Source organism: Acinetobacter rudis (genome assembly GCF_031157835.1).
Taxonomy (GTDB): domain Bacteria; phylum Pseudomonadota; class Gammaproteobacteria; order Pseudomonadales; family Moraxellaceae; genus Acinetobacter; species Acinetobacter rudis_A.
In genome coordinates, this window is the sequence record NZ_JAVIDR010000002.1 from 186,282 (window position 1) to 202,942 (window position 16,661).

The 16,661-nt window shown below is 35.7% G+C and carries 15 protein-coding genes; 7 read left to right on the forward strand and 8 right to left on the reverse strand.

Going from position 1 to position 16,661, the window contains the following annotated elements:
- Positions 1-41: 41 nt before the first annotated feature.
- Both RFH42_RS02785 and RFH42_RS02790 read left to right on the forward strand, forming a co-directional pair.
- Positions 42-482 (forward strand): DMT family transporter, encoded by a 441-nt coding sequence (locus tag RFH42_RS02785; RefSeq protein ID WP_308974029.1) that lies wholly within the window; start codon positions 42-44, stop codon positions 480-482.
- A complete protein-coding gene (locus tag RFH42_RS02790; RefSeq protein WP_308974030.1) occupies positions 479-937 on the forward strand; it encodes a DMT family transporter in 459 nt (152 codons plus the stop codon). Before RFH42_RS02785 ends, RFH42_RS02790 begins: the two co-directional genes overlap by 4 nt.
- Before the next feature lie 117 nt (positions 938-1,054).
- Here RFH42_RS02790 and RFH42_RS02795 read toward each other — a convergent pair whose 3' ends face one another.
- From RFH42_RS02795 to RFH42_RS02810, 4 genes are all read right to left on the reverse strand, one after another.
- Complete coding sequence (locus tag RFH42_RS02795; RefSeq protein WP_308974031.1) at positions 1,055-2,578, reverse strand: TerC family protein; 1,524 nt, start codon at positions 2,576-2,578, stop codon at positions 1,055-1,057.
- A gap of 235 nt (positions 2,579-2,813) precedes the next feature.
- Positions 2,814-4,115 carry a glutamate-1-semialdehyde 2,1-aminomutase gene (hemL, locus tag RFH42_RS02800; protein WP_308974032.1) on the reverse strand — a complete coding sequence of 434 codons (1,302 nt, stop codon included), beginning with the start codon at positions 4,113-4,115 and terminating at the stop codon, positions 2,814-2,816.
- Between the two features lie 40 nt (positions 4,116-4,155).
- Positions 4,156-4,788 (reverse strand): thiamine phosphate synthase, encoded by a 633-nt coding sequence (thiE, locus tag RFH42_RS02805; protein WP_308974033.1) that lies wholly within the window; start codon positions 4,786-4,788, stop codon positions 4,156-4,158.
- A 352-nt stretch (positions 4,789-5,140) separates the two neighbouring features.
- Positions 5,141-5,518 (reverse strand): DUF962 domain-containing protein, encoded by a 378-nt coding sequence (locus tag RFH42_RS02810; protein ID WP_308974034.1) that lies wholly within the window; start codon positions 5,516-5,518, stop codon positions 5,141-5,143.
- A 254-nt stretch (positions 5,519-5,772) separates the two neighbouring features.
- Between RFH42_RS02810 and RFH42_RS02815 the strand changes: the two genes are divergently transcribed.
- Positions 5,773-7,230 carry a CYTH domain-containing protein gene (locus RFH42_RS02815; RefSeq protein WP_308974036.1) on the forward strand — a complete coding sequence of 486 codons (1,458 nt, stop codon included), beginning with the start codon at positions 5,773-5,775 and terminating at the stop codon, positions 7,228-7,230.
- A 62-nt stretch (positions 7,231-7,292) separates the two neighbouring features.
- On the opposite strand, the gene RFH42_RS02820 is transcribed toward RFH42_RS02815, so the two are convergent.
- Complete coding sequence (locus RFH42_RS02820; protein ID WP_308974037.1) at positions 7,293-8,978, reverse strand: ABC transporter ATP-binding protein; 1,686 nt, start codon at positions 8,976-8,978, stop codon at positions 7,293-7,295.
- Between the two features lie 126 nt (positions 8,979-9,104).
- A complete protein-coding gene (locus tag RFH42_RS02825; protein ID WP_308974038.1) occupies positions 9,105-9,494 on the reverse strand; it encodes a MerR family transcriptional regulator in 390 nt (129 codons plus the stop codon).
- A 72-nt stretch (positions 9,495-9,566) separates the two neighbouring features.
- Here RFH42_RS02825 and RFH42_RS02830 point away from each other — a divergent pair, with 72 nt between their 5' ends.
- Together RFH42_RS02830 and RFH42_RS02835 are read left to right on the forward strand one after the other, a co-directional pair.
- On the forward strand, positions 9,567-10,058 hold the full coding sequence (locus tag RFH42_RS02830) for a DUF2938 family protein (protein WP_308974039.1): 492 nt from the start codon (positions 9,567-9,569) through the stop codon (positions 10,056-10,058).
- A 402-nt stretch (positions 10,059-10,460) separates the two neighbouring features.
- Entirely contained in the window at positions 10,461-11,948 is a 1,488-nt protein-coding gene (locus RFH42_RS02835) for an alanine/glycine:cation symporter family protein (protein ID WP_308974040.1), read from the forward strand.
- Between the two features lie 79 nt (positions 11,949-12,027).
- Here RFH42_RS02835 and RFH42_RS02840 read toward each other — a convergent pair whose 3' ends face one another.
- Positions 12,028-12,660 (reverse strand): hypothetical protein, encoded by a 633-nt coding sequence (locus tag RFH42_RS02840; RefSeq protein WP_308974042.1) that lies wholly within the window; start codon positions 12,658-12,660, stop codon positions 12,028-12,030.
- 143 nt (positions 12,661-12,803) lie between these two features.
- Between RFH42_RS02840 and RFH42_RS02845 the strand changes: the two genes are divergently transcribed.
- Positions 12,804-13,196 carry a DUF3144 domain-containing protein gene (locus RFH42_RS02845; protein WP_308974043.1) on the forward strand — a complete coding sequence of 131 codons (393 nt, stop codon included), beginning with the start codon at positions 12,804-12,806 and terminating at the stop codon, positions 13,194-13,196.
- A gap of 99 nt (positions 13,197-13,295) precedes the next feature.
- Entirely contained in the window at positions 13,296-13,844 is a 549-nt protein-coding gene (locus RFH42_RS02850) for a GNAT family N-acetyltransferase (RefSeq protein ID WP_308974044.1), read from the forward strand.
- 49 nt (positions 13,845-13,893) lie between these two features.
- Here RFH42_RS02850 and RFH42_RS02855 read toward each other — a convergent pair whose 3' ends face one another.
- Entirely contained in the window at positions 13,894-16,656 is a 2,763-nt protein-coding gene (locus RFH42_RS02855) for a M16 family metallopeptidase (RefSeq protein ID WP_308974264.1), read from the reverse strand.
- Positions 16,657-16,661: the final 5 nt, after the last annotated feature.

Below are 16,661 nucleotides of genomic sequence, written 5' to 3' on the forward strand. Positions count from 1 at the left end.
ATAAGGCTATACTGCACCATTATTTTCAATGAAATACAGTTATGTATATTTTTCTTATTGGTCTTATAGTCTTCGCAGGTATGGGGCTATCTATTGAAGCTGGTATTATCGGGCCTCTCGGGCAACAAGTCGGCCACCTTTGGGCGACTTTTAGCATCTTTGCAATAGGCGCAATACTGAGCTATTTACTCATGCTTTTTTTTACCCCACGTCAAATGATTTCCTTTACTACGCGCCCTGCATGGGAATTATTAGCAGGTATACTCGGCCCTGCATATGTTGTTATTTTAACTCTAGCCACACCAATCATTGGCATAGCACTCACGATGATTGGTGTTTTAGCAGGACAAATTGCACAAAGCATAATGATTGATCACTTTGGTTGGTTCTTCACCTCTAAACGTCCTGTTGATAGGTATCGAATCATGGCCATGCTAATGATGGTATTAGCAATACTGTGTTTATTAGGAGCAGCTACATGATTATATTATTATGCCTCACTATATTTTCAGGGGCTTTGTTGAGTATACAAGCCGCAATCAATGCCCGTCTTAGTCAAACAGTTGGCATCCTATCTACTACATTTTTAACCTTTGCATTAGGTGCATTAATAACTTTTCTTTTGGCTATTTTTTTGGAATCAAATCATACTCAGCATTTGCTCAGCGTACCTAAATGGCAACTCATGGGTGCTTTTCTAGGTGTTCCTTATATACTCATCATGACCTTTGCTGTACCTCGGGTTGGAGTAGCAATAGCTACTGTAGCTGTTATTTTGGGTCAATTATTGATGAGCTTAATGATTGATCAGTATGGATGGTTTAATAATCCGATTATTACTTTTTCATGGCATCATGCACTGGCAAGTTTTTTCCTCTTTATCGCGCTAATTTTTATTTATAAAAGCAATAAAACACACAATGTTATGTCCAACTAATCTACTAAGAACATCCACATAAAAAGCCCCACATGTCTAAATCAACACGATGGGGCTAATTTTAATAACTCATGCTCATTAAAAAATTTGAACATAAGCTCCAATACGCATTATCAATTACTGGATATAAATCATGACCGCCACAATCCGTGTGCCATCAAGCTCAGTAACCTCAAACTCCACACCCTGATATTTTAAGCGTGTACCAACATCAACCATGCCTTGACATTGATCTAAGATCAACCCAGAAACACTAGTATAATCAGCATCTTGAGTTACAATATCCAACCCGAGAGCCAGTTCCAATTGATATAAATCCAGCATGCCAGAACCTTTCCAGATAGTTGCATCGATTTTCTCTAAATCTAGTTGTTCATCAGCATCAGGAAATTCACCAGCAATGGCTTCAAAAACATCAAGTGGAGTAATTAATCCCTGAATCATACTAAATTCATCAGTCACCAATACCAATGAACCCTTTGAGTTACGCAAAGTGTTAATGGCATCTATGACTTTCATTTTTTCAAAAATATAGATTGGGCGTTGTTGCTTAATGAGTTCATCTAACTGTTGCGGATGATCTAATACTGCTAATAATTCTTTTGCACGTACAACAGCCAAAACCCGATCTAAACTACCTCGACAAACTGGAAATAAACTATGTGGAACAGATAAAATCTGTTCACGAATTTCTTGCGGACTATCTTCAAGATTTACCCAAGAAATATGATTACGTGGTGTCATAATCGTTGCAACTGATCGTTCAGCGAGTGTAAGCACTCCACCAATCATATAACGCTCTTCATCAACAAATGTCTTTTGAGCCTCTTGATGCTGTGCAAGATCCGTTGTTGTCTCTACACTACCGCCCATAAGTTTAAAAATAGATGCAGCAGTACGGTGACGAATTGGAATTTTTGCAGCATGTTTAACGGCGTTGCGTTGTGTAAATTGGTTGAATGCTTCAATTAGAATTGCGACACCTATACCTGAGTAAATATACGCCTTAGGAATATGGAAACCAAAGCCTTCTGCAATTAAGCTCACACCAATTAATAACAAGAAGCTCAAACATAAAATTACCACTGTTGGATGACGGTTTACAAAATCTGTCAGAGGTTTAGAAGCCCATAACATGACCGCCATTGCGACAATCATAGCAACCATCATGATGTAGATATTATCTACCATGCCAATTGCGGTAATCACTGAATCTAAAGAAAATACTGCATCCAATACAACAATCTGTAAAACAACTGCACTAAAACCTGCATATGCTACATTTCGAGTCACCTTAACCTCAGGTACACCTTCTATACGCTCATGCAATTCGCCAACAGATTTGTATAAGAGAAATAAACCACCTAAGAGCAAAATTAAATCTCGCCCTGAAAATACCCAACCCCAAAGAGTAATAAATGGTTGAGTTAAAGTAACCAACCAAGAAATTGCAAATAATAATCCTAGACGCATAACTAGCGCGAGGGATAAACCTATAGCGCGTGCTTTATCACGTTGCTCTGGAGGTAATTTATCTGCCAAAATAGCAATAAAAACGAGGTTATCAATACCTAAAACAATTTCTAATACAATTAAAGTAAGTAAAGCAATCCAAATACTCGGATCTAATAGAAACTCCATTAATTTTTACTCCTAGAATTACGAGTAAAATCCTTCAACAGCTTATTTTTTTTAACAGACGAGGGGTCCACTTAATATATAACTCCATTCACCTAAAGATGAATTTATTATGCATAAAAATATTAAATTTACTTTACATTTTTTTCGTTATTTTTAGTAATTGTTCTATATAAAAACCGATCTTAAATAAGATCGGTTTTTATAACACTATACTTAAAGAAAAATAAATTATTTCTTAAGCCTGTGCTTTGATCTCAGCAAACACTTCTGCTGCTGCTGCAATTGTATAATCAATATCTTCATCACTATGCGCAATTGAGATAAAGCCAGCTTCAAATGCAGAAGGTGCAAAGTTTACACCGCGTTGTAACATACCATGGAAGAACTGACGGAATTGTTCCACATTACATTTAAGAATATGATCAAAACTACTAATCTCTGTTTGATCAGTAAAATATAAACCAAACAAACCACCTGCCTGCTCTGTTCTAACCGCCAAACCAATTTGATCAGCAGCGTTTTGCAGTCCGGTCATTAAACGGGTCATTTTAGCATTCAAGTCAGTATAGAAATTTGGCTGACGTAAATATTCAAACATTTTTATTCCAGCACGCATTGCTAATGGATTACCAGAAAGAGTCCCAGCTTGATATACACCACCTAAAGGTGCAATACATTCCATAATTTCACGTTTACCACCGAATGCACCAACAGGCAAACCAGCGCCAATAATTTTACCAAGTGTGGTCAAATCAGGCTTAACATTGTAGTAAGCTTGAGCGCCTCCTAAAGCAACACGAAAACCTGTCATTACTTCATCAATAATAAAAACTGATTTATACAAATCACACTGTTCACGAATTGTTTCTAGGAAACCTTTAACAGGCTTAACCAAATTCATGTTTCCAGCTACTGGCTCTACAATTACACCGGCAATTTCTTGTCCATACTTAGCAAAACAAGCTTTTACAGCTTCAATATCGTTATAAGGTAAGGTAATTGTATGCTGTGCAAAATCTGCTGGTACACCTTTAGAAGTAGGTTCACCAAGGGTAAGCATTCCAGATCCAGCTTTAACCAATAAAGAATCTGAATGACCGTGATAACAACCTTCAAATTTTACGATTTTATCACGACCCGTATATCCACGTGCTAAGCGGATAGCGGTCATTGTTGCTTCGGTACCAGAGTTAGTCATACGTACCATTTCAATTGATGGCATCACTTCACAGATAATATCTGCCAAAGTCGTTTCATAAACAGTAGGTGCACCAAAGCTTAAACCATCTTGAGCAGCTTTTTGAACAGTTTCAATAATCGCTGGATGAGCATGACCTAAAATCATTGGTCCCCATGAACCAACATAATCGACATATCGTTTACCATCGACATCATATAAATATGCACCTTGGGCTTTTTCGATAAAAATCGGCGTACCTCCAACCCCATTAAACGCACGCACTGGTGAGTTTACACCACCAGGAATATGTTTATTAGCTTGCTTAAATAACTGTTCTTGCTTAGGAGATAAACTCATGAATACGCTCAACTCAAGTAAATATAGAGATCAAAAAATATTAATGTTCAATGCTCGCTGTAGTAGCAAACAATTTTGCCCAGGCCTCAACACGGCTTGGAATCTGTTCTACCGATAGTGCCAATATATCACTTATTACAGCGCAGAGATCAGCACCAGCAGCAATCACTTCTGCTGCATTTTCTACAGTCAGTCCACCAATAGCACAAATGGGTGCAGAAAAAAGAGCTCTCGCTTGCGTAATAATTTCAACACCGGTATGACCAGCTTCTGGTTTAGTTGCTGTTGGAAAAATTGCACCAAAAGCAACATAACTTGCACCGTCTTTAAGCGCTTGTAAGGCAAACTCTAAAGAATTTGCGCAAGTACGACCAATAATTTGATTGGTTCCTAATTGATTTACAGCATCTACTATTGCACCATCACCCTGTCCTAAATGAACACCTAAACCAAATTCAACAGCAAGCTTTAAGTTGTCATTTATAACAAATGGTGTGGTATATTTCTCACATAATGCTTTGATTTTACTTACTTCTTCTAGTTGAGCTATAGCTTCAACTTTTTTGCGTCGATACTGCAAAATTGCAATTTGACCTGTTGCTAAAGCAGCCTCTAGCTTCTGTAGCAATAATTCAATTGGGTCATCATTGGTAATTAAATATAAGCCACGCATCAAATTTTCCAGAAATGATATACTACAAGATTATACCCACTAAAAAGCAATGAAGTGAAACAGTTAGCTATAGCCTGTACTATTTTATCAGTAAAAATAATTGGCTTATCTCATGCCTTTTTTAGCAATATAAATAAAGTTGGCAACAAATTTGCATAATCAAGCAAAAAAACCAAAACAAAAATAGAAACTCAGTTGCAGCTGTATCACCAACAAAACAACACTAATCATGAGTTGGTGGTACAGTCACTTTTAATCAACAACTTATTTCTCATCACAACCATTACAAATATACGATCCATTGAGCTAACTGATGCGATACAAATTAAATTTTGTTTGAAGTGATAAGGCTTTAGCTTGGTATTTTATCTCGCTGACGGTCAAGTAAACTTAAACGTCCAGTGATAATATCTTTAAACATGTGCCAATCTGAAATAAAACTATAAATAGGTTGTTTAAAACTGGCAGGTTTATTCTTCTCAAACATAAAGTGTCCAACCCATGCACATGTATAACCTGCTAATACCCCATATGCTAAATACTTTACTTGCCGTGTTTTAATGGTTTTATACGCACAGTACAAGGCAATTGAACTCCCCAAACAGTGTAAACGGCGGCTAGTAATATGACGATGTTCTGTTAAATAAAACCGATAGAATTCCGAATAGTCTCGTATTGGAAAAACGACTTGTGATGAAGCTACTTCTTGTATTTCAAATTGAGGATTCATGTTTTTGCTCCTTGCATCATCTCAATAAAGCTTAAATTTACTCTCCTATACTGCTTATTGTTGATAAAAAATACAAATACCTTTAGAAATTATCACGGTGACAAAGATCTATTGCAGCGAGGACTTTGATCTCATGTGGAATCAGTTACAATACAAGACATCTATGTAGTTCCCATTCAAGATAAAACTGCAAGAGAAATACACGCAAGCTTATTGATGATTGCTTTATTTACAAAATGTAGGATACCTGCCCCATGGTAGAAATTGAATTAAAATTTCAGATTAACCCCAGTCGCCGTAATGCCTTACTCAAAGCATTAGACCCTAAAAAATCTGAAGTTATTCAATTAAAAGCACGTTATTACGACACAAATCAACAGTCTTTATCTAATAACCGTGCAGCCCTACGACAACGTCTTGAAGGTGATCGTTGGATTCAAACACTAAAAACGGCTGGACAAAGCCACTTACATCGCTTTGAACACAACATTGACTTAGGCTCTGAGACACCAGTAGCACTTGATTTAGCACTTTATCAAGAACATCCTGAAGCACTTGCACAGCTAAATCAGGTCTTGGGAAGTGAAAACACTGAACTTACCCTACAGTTTGAAACTGATATTCAGCGAACAAATCGAGTTATCCAATATGAAGATGCAGCAATTGAGATTAGTTTAGATATTGGTGAAATTCGTAGTGGGCAAGCGGTTCAGGAAATCTATGAAGTTGAGTTTGAATTAAAACAAGGTTCAATCGATAATCTGCTTAAATTTAGTTTAGAGTGGGTGAAGAAATATCAACTGTGGTTAGATGTGCGCAGTAAAGCTGAGTTTGGTCATTTATTGAGTCAACAACTGCAGGTCAGCCCAGCTACAGCCGCACCGAACTTGCAACTCAATAAAAAAGAAAATGCAGATTACAATCTCAGATATTTAATATCAGAGCAATTACAGCATTTATTACCGAATATTGCTGCTATCTCTGCCCAAGTTGCTCAAGATGAACATGTTGCACAAGCACAATTAGCACTGCAACACCTACATTTAAGTTTATCTATTTTCAAAGATTGGAGTCAGGACCCTTCCGATAAATGGGCAATGCAACTCAATGCCTTTGCACAACACTTTGAACACTTAGAGCATATTCAACATATGCAAAGTACGCTTGGTACGCTATTAAACAACCCAAAGACAGCACTTAGTTTGGATCAGGATATTCTTTATGCACAAGAAAAACTGCAAAATTTAGTCAAGTCAACTCAAAATGTTCAACACTATTTAGAGCTACTCTTATTTGCTTTGGCTCCTGCTAGCCAAACTCAAAAGCAAGATTTAAAACATAATGCTCAACTAACTTTGCAACAACAATATAAACGACTACAAGAGAGCCTAAACCAAGTTGACCTAGCGGACCTAGATACGTTACAACAGCTTGCACTCAATCTTAAAGAACTTAAGTTCAGTTTCCCGCTATTAACACAAGTATATGATGTCAAAAATCTGCAAAAATATAGCAAATCTTTGCATGATGCACATCAAGCAGCTGAACAATATCAAGTTCTTGTGGCTTCAGCTTCATACTTACAAGAAAGTGAACTAGAAGCCAGCGACTGGTTTGCACTGGGCTGGCTAACTGCAAAACAAGAATCTTATGCTGAAACCTTATTACAAGCGACTGAACAATTCTTATTGAGTCGTAAGTTTTTAAAATAACCTAAAGACATAGTCATTTCTCCTAAAACCGATTTGACTATGTTAAAAAATCAGTTTTAATTTCAATCTAATAATTTATCAAAATCAATAAGATGGTCTGCAAACTGTTTTGCATAAGGTGCATGTGAAATCATGATAACTGTACTCACTTGTTGACGAATGACTTTCATCAGATGGATCGCTGTTACTTCATCTAGTGCTGCAGTAGGTTCATCCATAATCAAACATTTTGGCTGCTTAAGTAGTGCCCTTAATATATTTAATCGTTGTTTTTCTCCACCAGAGAAACTCTTATAACGCTCCTCAAGGTCATCATCTAAGCTGAGATTATTCTTAGTACATAGCTGAGTTAACTGAAAAACCTCTAACCAATGTAACAACTCTAAATCTGAATAATGATATCGACTATTGTGAACTAAATTTTGCCTTAATGTGCCAGAGTAAACCGCTACCGTTTGGCCTACAACTGCAATTTCATGATAAATATTAGTAGAAAATTCAACACTAATATCAATATTTTTATAATATAGTTTTCCTGATTGAATTTTCTGCAATCCAATCAAATGGTTCATAAAACTACTTTTTCCTATACCTGTTTGTCCTGTGATTACATAACACTGATGCTGTTGAATAATTAAATTAAAATTTTGAAGTTGATTTTTTCCCAAATCTAACTGTGCATGCTCAAAACAATAAAAAAATGTTGATGGTTCTATTTCTGTTATTTGATAAATATTTTTCTCTAATTGAAAATAATCATAAAACTTAACTAAAGAAATATATTCTCCTTTTAACATCATTATGCTTTGAGATACTCTTAACATAGGTAAAGTTAGGCCGACAATATATGCACTAATGAGTACAAAATCCCCTGTGCTTACCTGTTTATTTTCAAATAAATACACAGTTAGCAGCATAAAAATAAATAAGAAAATGGCTACTGCAAACACTTGTATCAACATTAAAATCATTAAATGACCATGACTTTTTGATTTTTTCAGTTGGTAGTCTTTAATACGTTGATCAAAGCTTCTGAGCTCATATTCTTTTGCAGCATTAATTTGAATATCATAATGGTTTTGTACTTTTTCAATAAAGAATTGATTAATCTGATTTTGAGCTTCATAAAATACTGAAAAAACATCCTTACTTTTTACAGCAATACATAAAGTAACCACAAAAAGAACGACAGCAAAAACAAGAAATATCAGTGCAAAACTTAAACTAATGCTTTGTGCCAATATCCACATCATTACAACAAGTTCAAATAATAAGGGTAATAAAATAAAAAGACTGGTATAAGTTAATTGACCAAAAGCATTCGCTCCACGCCAAATATCAGTATTTATGTTTCCTATTTCTATTTTTCGTTGCTCATTGAAAGTCAAATCAAAATAGTTTTTCAAACCCATATAAACAAGAGCAGCTTCTATATGAATAAGAAAAAAAGCGCTATAACGCTGACTCAAATGCTGTAATAAATTACCTATAAACCATGCGAGAGCATAACATGCTGCCAAAAGATATAAATTTTCCCATTGCCAGATCATTTCCCAACTAAAACTTGCTGAATTTGATTGAGATATATTAACAATCTGCTTCATAATATATGGCACAGATACAGTCAATAAAATACTAAGAATACTCAAGCACCCTAAACTGAACATATCTCGAATGGGGTGCTGATAATATTGCCTCAATACATTCCATATACTGATATAAATGACCAATGGTTGCTTCGCTTTCATTTAAATTACCCTATTCTTCTTCATTCTATTTATATCTTGATTTAAAATAATATTTTTTAAAGTTTAGAAGCCATATAGCTATAGATACTCAGTAATTCAGTACCATAAACCACCTAAGCCCTATGCTTATGCTTGATGCGAAGCCAATAACTTAATAAATTCAGGACAAGACAAATGATCCTCATGTGGACAATGTTGTATATGTTCTAGCGTCTTTATTAATGTGTTTAATTTAATCACTTTATCCTTCATCTCAGTAATTTTACCATCCAATGTCTCACGATTGACTTTGATCGTATTCTTCATAAGAAATATGTCCTCAATTTCTTTAAGACTTACTCCCCCACTTTTTAACAGTTTGACCAACGCAAGCGTCTGCTTAACTTCGATCGGATACTGACGTCTTAATCCATTTCGCCCTATAGATTTAATTAATCCTTTAGTTTCATAAAAACGGATCGTTGCTGTAGACAACTTAGTTTGTTTTGCTAAATCACCAATATCTATTTCTTTCATAGAACACTTGACTTAAAGTTAACTTGAAGTTGAATACTATCATCATCTTAAATTTTATTTTAGGCAAGATGTATGACTGAGTTATTGATTCACAGCATAATCATTGGAATTTTAGCAACCTTTCTTATGGATATCTTTGCTTACCTACGAGAAAAAATATCAAAAGTAAAACCGCTTAACTATGCTTTTGTTGCACGTTGGATATTAGGATGGTTTGATGGTCAGTATTGGCATAAAAATATTGCGCAATCCCCATCAAAATCAGGTGAAATTATAATAGGTTGGTTTTTTCACTATCTTATAGGAATCATTTGGGTAAGCTTATTTTTATTCCTCAATACACTAGGTTTATATTCAATCCATCTGTTTAGTAGCATTGCATATGGATTAATTACAGTCTTCGTACCTTTTTTAATCATGCAACCTGCTTTTGGTTTTGGTTACTTTGCACAGCGCACCCCTCATCCTAAATTAGCAATGAAAAATAGCTTAATTTCACACTCTGTTTTTGGTATAGCGATTTATTTGTCTTATCTGTTTTTTTCACATCTTTTAACACTTTAAAATTCTCATTTGAAAATTAACAAATTATTCAAATATATCTATTTTTGATTATAGAAGGAGCAATAATCACTCCTTCTATTTTTTTTAATACTATATTTTTTATATTATTAGTTTTAATTGGTGTAAAAAACACACAACCCCAAGCAAAGAATGAGAAAATAATTAACATACTCATAATTAAGAAAAAAACCGAATTATTGTTTAATTTTTCCACCAAAAACCAACCTTTTTACTATGGAAAAGTTATAAAGCCTAACTTTAGTCAATATATCATTCAGTTTTTCTTTACTCTATAATGCGCCACTTTACTCATTCAACTTTAGCTGTTTACTTAGAGCAATCATGAAGTGTTTACGATTGACCTTACACCGCTAAGCACTTGAACATGGATATATTCGCCACATGAATGAATCAATCAGTACCTTTTTTTTATCAATGATTGATCGCGTCAATCAACCCCTTTGGGATTTGCTGGTTATTTTTTTACTAGCTGTTGGTATTTTTTATACGATATCGACTAAGGCTGTCCAAGTACGATTCTTCTTCCATAGTTTTAAAATTATGAAGAACAGCCGCAATAAAAAAGATGATCATGGTTTAACCCCCTTTCAAGCATTTGTAACAGGTCTAGCCAGCAGAGTTGGTGTTGGTAATATTGCTGGTGTCGCTATTGCCATCGCCATTGGTGGCCCTGGTGCTGTGTTTTGGATGTGGGTTACAGCATTACTTGGTATGAGTTCAGCTTTTATTGAATCTACGCTTGCACAATTATTTAAAGTCAGAGATAGCAACACAAAACAATTTCGTGGTGGCCCAGCCTACTATATTACCCAGGGACTAAAAAATAAAACCTTCGGTATTGTGTTTGCGTTATCGCTTATTTTTACTTATGGTTTTGTCTTTAATTCAGTACAAATCAATGCCATTGTTAGTGCTTCAAGCCACTCATGGGGATGGGATAAAGCCAATATTATTCTCCCATTAGGCGGTATCGACCTTGTTATTTCTTGGGTTGGTTTAGCACTGGTTGTACTTGTTGCAATTGCTATTTTTGGTGGTATTAAACGTATCGCTAGATTTGCAGAGATGTTTGTACCCCTTAAAGCAGGTCTTTATTTATTAATTGCCTTGTACATTATTTTAAGTAACTACGCCATTATTCCAGACATCATTAAATTGATTTTCACTTCTGCCTTTGAGTTCAAAGCTGCTGCAGGTGGTTTCTTTGGTAGTATGATTTCAATTACCTTATTACAAGGAATTAAACGGGGCTTATTTTCGAACGAAGCAGGTATGGGTTCAGCACCTAATGCTGCCGCAGCTTCTGATGTTAAGCATCCCGTAAATCAAGGCCTTGTACAAATGCTTGGTGTATTTGTTGATACATTCATTGTCTGTACCAGTACAGCAATGATTATTTTGGTTTCAGGTGTTTATCATGATGCAGGGTTTATTGGTGTAGAACTTACTCAACGCGCACTAGAAAGCCAAATCGGTATGTGGGGTGGTGATTTACTTGCAATCTTACTATTCTTGTTCTGTTACTCAGCCGTGCTTGGTAACTATGCTTATGCTGAAAGTAATGTGCAGTTTATTAATAACAACCCTAAGCTCATGCTGATATTCCGTATTTGCGTTTTAGTTATGGTGTATTTTGGCGCAATTAGTAGTGTGCCTTTAGTATGGAACATGGCTGATATGTTCATGGGTATTATGGCTGTTATTAACCTAACTGCTATTTTACTACTAACACCAATGGCACGTACTTTACTGAAAGACTATACCAGTCAACTTAAACGTGGTGTAAAAGAGCCTGAGTTTAAGATTGATCAGTATCCTGAACTTAAGAAAAAAGTCAGTGGTGATATTTGGTCTGACAAGAAAAATTAATAAGTACATAAAAAAGCTTGGACATGTCCAAGCTTTTTTATATTTTACCCATAATGGCTAAGATTATTCTTTTTAACACTCACCGATTTTTTGCATAAATCTTCCAAGTATTATTGTCTGCTAGCGGATCTTTATAGCTATCACTTCGTTGTTTACGTGGTTTCTCTCTTGCATCAACCAAGACAAAATCATCTACTGTGCTCAATACAATACCATTTACATAAAATCGAGTTCGTGTGTAATCACTTTGACCATGCTGGAATACATAAGTCCGTAGGTCAATAAATTCACGGTGAGCAACCAATACAGCAGTATCATCACTATCCAACCATTGCTGCATTTTCATTACTTGTTCAGGCTCAAACTGCCCGCATTTGTCGATTAAACTTGCAACACCACGAAAAGTTTTTGATTCCTTCGCTTGCGTTTTATTTATTCTGATACGGTCTACAGAGAAATAAAATAAAGGTAAATTCAAATGACTCGGTAAATGAATTGCATCAACCACCTCATCTTGCATAAATGGCTGATATAAATCTTGTGCTCGCTCAATTAGACCCAACCATTGCGTATAGTAAGCAGCTACTGCTGAAGCACTACCATAATAAATAGGTAAACCTTCAACCTGTGCTAAGTCTATGGGTGGCCAAATATTTTGCCTCAATAAAGCAATATCACTTTTTAAACTCTGTACTGCAATTGCATCTTGCATCACACACCTCAGCCCTAGGTTATACATCCAATCTTATGCGCTAGTAGCATCATACTACTTAGGCTATTTTAGAATAAGACAATGGTTTAGTTTGGGCAAGGCTTTGCTTATAATAGTGCAATATTAAATTTGTGGAATACACCATGTCTCAAAAAATTGATGCTACTGATATCACCGAAGAAGACGCATTAAATGCGATTTTTTTTGAGCGTGCTGACCAATTTATTCAACAGGCCAATCAATTTTGTAGTCCTGAACTTGGTAAAAAAGTAGACAATCCAGCAGAAATCCGTGGTCAAGTCAGTGCAGCAATGTTATTTGCGACAGCACGTTTCAACACTTGGGTTGCTGCGAATAATTTTAAAGATGGCAAGGAAATGAGTGATGCCAAAGAACAAATCATGAGTTATGTCTTACAGCAATTCCAAATGATGCTTGAAGACAACTTTGATGAATATTGTGAACAATTTGATAATTACTTACGTTTTCGTAAAAATGAAGAGTTCCATGCCCATAAACACGATCATGAGCATTAATTCATCTCACTCAAGTAGTTCTACAATTTAAAATGTAGAACTACGCTTGTTCGCTATCGTTAAAAAATCAAATATGGCCAACATATAACAAGGAATAATATGACGCTTTCTTTTCGGCGTGCCACTTTACAAGATGCCAATAGCATCGCTCAAATTGGACATATTAGTTATCTTCATCATTTTCAATCAATCTGGAATGATTTTGACGAATTAAAAGATTATGTTGCACATGAATACCACCTTACTTCTATTCTACAAAGTTTAAATGAAGAAAATACGCAGTGGTGGATCATTGTCAATTCACTGAATGAAGCAATAGGTTTCATTAAATTAAGTTTAGCTCAAACACCAAGTGAGCATTATCCCCATATACAGATTGATGCTTTATCTCATGGCTGTTGTTTAAACAAAGTATATCTGCTCCCTCAATATACTGGCCAAGGCTTAGGACAACAAATTTTTAAATTTGTTGAGCAGCATTTACAGCAACAAACTTGTCAGTATTTCTGGCTTGAAGTATTAAAAGATAATCTTGCAGCTAAGCAGTTTTATTTAAGGCAAGGAATGCAAATCATTGCCGATGCAGAATATCAATATACTGGCCAACAACACCAACTACATATTATGTCTAAAACACTTAATTTCTAATCCTCCCTGTTCAGGCCACTCACTGATGAGTGGCCTGAATGTATAACCATTACTTCTGGGCTTGCCCATATTGATCGGCCATTGTTTCAACTAAATGATCTAATTGAATATACTTCTTGATAGCAGCATCAACATCAGCCTTAGTTAACTTTGCAATTTCCTGATCACGTTTTTGGCGCGTATGCATATCGGTCTGAGTCAACAACTGTGTGCTAATCATGCCATGAATACTCCGTGCATCATCTAAGGCTGTTACCCGTTTTTTCATCATATTCGCTTTCGCCGCTTCTAATTCTTGAACTGTAATACCACGATCAATCAACTGCTTAAGTACCTTATGTACGGCGCTTGACACTTGAGCTGACTTCCCAGCACTGTAATTTGCTTGGATAGAAAGTGCACCAGATGCCTCAAACTGCCCCAAATCTAAATCACTACCAAAACCATAAACTAAAGCATTTTTTTCACGTAACTCCATTGCCAAACGAGAGGATAGTTGGGAGTTACCCAAAACATAACTAAATACATGAAGTGCAGCAGCATCAGGATGATCAAATTTTACAGGAAGTGCTAATAAAGCTTGATAATTACCAAATTCACGCTGTTCTGCTAAAGCATGTACTTTTTGAGCAGTATACATTTCATAAGGTGCACTTAAACGTTGATACTCCTGCCCTGAACGCCAATCACCAAAAGATTGCTGTAAGATTTTTTTCATCTTGCTTGTATCAAATTGACCAGTCACTGCAATTTGTGCATGCTCCATACCAAAGAACTTTTTATATAAAGCCTTCACTTGTTCATTACTTGCAGCCTGCATTTGTTTCTTCGCAAACTCAGGTTCAAAATGATAACGTAAATCACCTGGTTGATAACGTTCAAGCAATCGTGCCATCGTTAATGCAGCAACGGTTTCCGGCTCTGTATATGGTCGATTTAGTAACGATAAACTTTGCTGTTTAATGAGATCAAATTGAGTTTGTTCAAATTTCGGATTCTTCATCACTTGAACAATATAATTAAAAAAGTCCTCAAACTTTTCTTTTTTTGCATTAATTTGAATCGTCATGCCATTTTCATCTGCTTGCGCAACAGCAATACCACCTGCCTGCAATGATTGATCAGCAATGTCTTGTAAACTATATCGATCCGATGCTCGAAGTAATAAATAAGCGGTTAACTCAATAATTTCAGCTTGGTTCATCAAAGTTGTATCTTTACCAAAACCGATATGTATTGAAGCATAAGTCTTATCATCAGGTGTTGCACTTGGATAAAATGCGTACTGCATTCCATTCTCAAGTTGACCTTGCTGAATCTTAGATTCAATCGCAGTAAGTTTCTGTTGTGAAGCTTGTACATGCTCTGCAACTTCTTTTTGATAAACTTTAATATCCTTGAACGGTTCTGGCTTTTCCTGGCTTTGATCTAATGTTTTAGCAACTTGACCTTGTTTTTGCTCTAACGCTTTTTTCTGATCTTCAGGTGTCGGTTTAACATCACCACCAATACGATGGGCTGGTACTAAAAACTGCTTGAGTACTTGATTGACATCCTTAATTTTTAAAGCTTGTACCTGATCTAAATCTTTAAAATATTGATCCCAGCCACCTTGATAACTGACCACATAATCACTGAGTCTTCCACCCATAGCAGCAGCATTATTTCGGACATTATCTGCCTGATTTTGCACTAATGTTTTCACACGTTTTAATTCAACATCATTGAAGTCTTTGGTTTGTTCAACACCATTGACCAATGCTTTTGCTACTTTTTTCTCATCATGGTTGGGTGCATAAATTGCCCCCATAAATACCACATTAAAATCACGCTCCAACCAAGTACTCGATTGCACCATTGTGCTTGTACCTGTTTCCACCATACTTGAATATAAATGACCACTAGGCTGCAAAGTATATAAGAACGGTGCTAGTGCAAGTGTTGTTTTAATCTTCTCATTTTTACCATTTAAATAAATGTTGAATTTTGCAAGGTCACTTCCTTTTTGCACTAGGAATTCTCGTGGTTGAATTTTGGCAGAATCAAGCGCTGGAACTTTGGACTGTGCTGGCAATGAGCGTGCAGCAATTGGACTAAATTTTTGATCGATAGATTTTAATACCGCATCACGATCAAACTTACCAGTAATCACCATAGTGGCATTATTAGGTGCATACCAATGACGGTAAAATTGATTCAATTCAGCCATTTTAATAGACTGCAATTCATTTAAATCGCCAATAGGTAAGCGTCCTAAAGATTGATTACCATACGCAGCTTTCCACATTTTATCGAGTAATACAGCAAAAGGCTGATCCATGCGTATTTCACGCTCACGCATGACGATCGCAATTTCAGCTGGAACATATTTTTCTTGTAAAACTAATTTATCCATACGCTCAGCTTCGAGCTCAAGAATTTGATTTATTGCTTGTTGATCTGGTCGAATAATATTGGTGTATTTTGTAGAGTAATAATCTGTGCTGGCATTGGTCATCAATGTATATTGATCTAAACGACGCTGAAACTCTTCTTCTTTAATATTTTGAGTACCTTTAAATGCGAGATGCTCAAGTAAATGTGCCAAGCCACCTTTACCTTCAGGATCATTCAATGATCCTGTAAAGTAAATGGTATTCATAAATACTTTATTTTCTTTATCATTTGGGGCTAGAATAATTTTCAAACCATTATCAAGCGTATATTCTTCAACTTGGTGTTCAGATTTTACTAATACTGTTTGCGCCCAAGATGCTGCACTAAATCCAACGATACAAATTGATAATGTCAGTTGTTTTAACTGAGTTAACATAAAAG

Coding starts and splice junctions, on each gene's coding strand:
- RFH42_RS02785 (WP_308974029.1), top strand. CDS start 42: ATGTATATTTTTCTTATTGGTCTTATAGTCTTCGCAGGTATGGGGCTA.
- RFH42_RS02790 (WP_308974030.1), top strand. CDS start 479: ATGATTATATTATTATGCCTCACTATATTTTCAGGGGCTTTGTTGAGT.
- RFH42_RS02795 (WP_308974031.1), bottom strand. CDS start 2,578: ATGGAGTTTCTATTAGATCCGAGTATTTGGATTGCTTTACTTACTTTA.
- hemL (WP_308974032.1), bottom strand. CDS start 4,115: ATGAGTTTATCTCCTAAGCAAGAACAGTTATTTAAGCAAGCTAATAAA.
- thiE (WP_308974033.1), bottom strand. CDS start 4,788: ATGCGTGGCTTATATTTAATTACCAATGATGACCCAATTGAATTATTG.
- RFH42_RS02810 (WP_308974034.1), bottom strand. CDS start 5,518: ATGAATCCTCAATTTGAAATACAAGAAGTAGCTTCATCACAAGTCGTT.
- RFH42_RS02815 (WP_308974036.1), top strand. CDS start 5,773: ATGGTAGAAATTGAATTAAAATTTCAGATTAACCCCAGTCGCCGTAAT.
- RFH42_RS02820 (WP_308974037.1), bottom strand. CDS start 8,978: ATGAAAGCGAAGCAACCATTGGTCATTTATATCAGTATATGGAATGTA.
- RFH42_RS02825 (WP_308974038.1), bottom strand. CDS start 9,494: ATGAAAGAAATAGATATTGGTGATTTAGCAAAACAAACTAAGTTGTCT.
- RFH42_RS02830 (WP_308974039.1), top strand. CDS start 9,567: ATGACTGAGTTATTGATTCACAGCATAATCATTGGAATTTTAGCAACC.
- RFH42_RS02835 (WP_308974040.1), top strand. CDS start 10,461: ATGAATGAATCAATCAGTACCTTTTTTTTATCAATGATTGATCGCGTC.
- RFH42_RS02840 (WP_308974042.1), bottom strand. CDS start 12,660: ATGCAAGATGCAATTGCAGTACAGAGTTTAAAAAGTGATATTGCTTTA.
- RFH42_RS02845 (WP_308974043.1), top strand. CDS start 12,804: ATGTCTCAAAAAATTGATGCTACTGATATCACCGAAGAAGACGCATTA.
- RFH42_RS02850 (WP_308974044.1), top strand. CDS start 13,296: ATGACGCTTTCTTTTCGGCGTGCCACTTTACAAGATGCCAATAGCATC.
- RFH42_RS02855 (WP_308974264.1), bottom strand. CDS start 16,656: ATGTTAACTCAGTTAAAACAACTGACATTATCAATTTGTATCGTTGGA.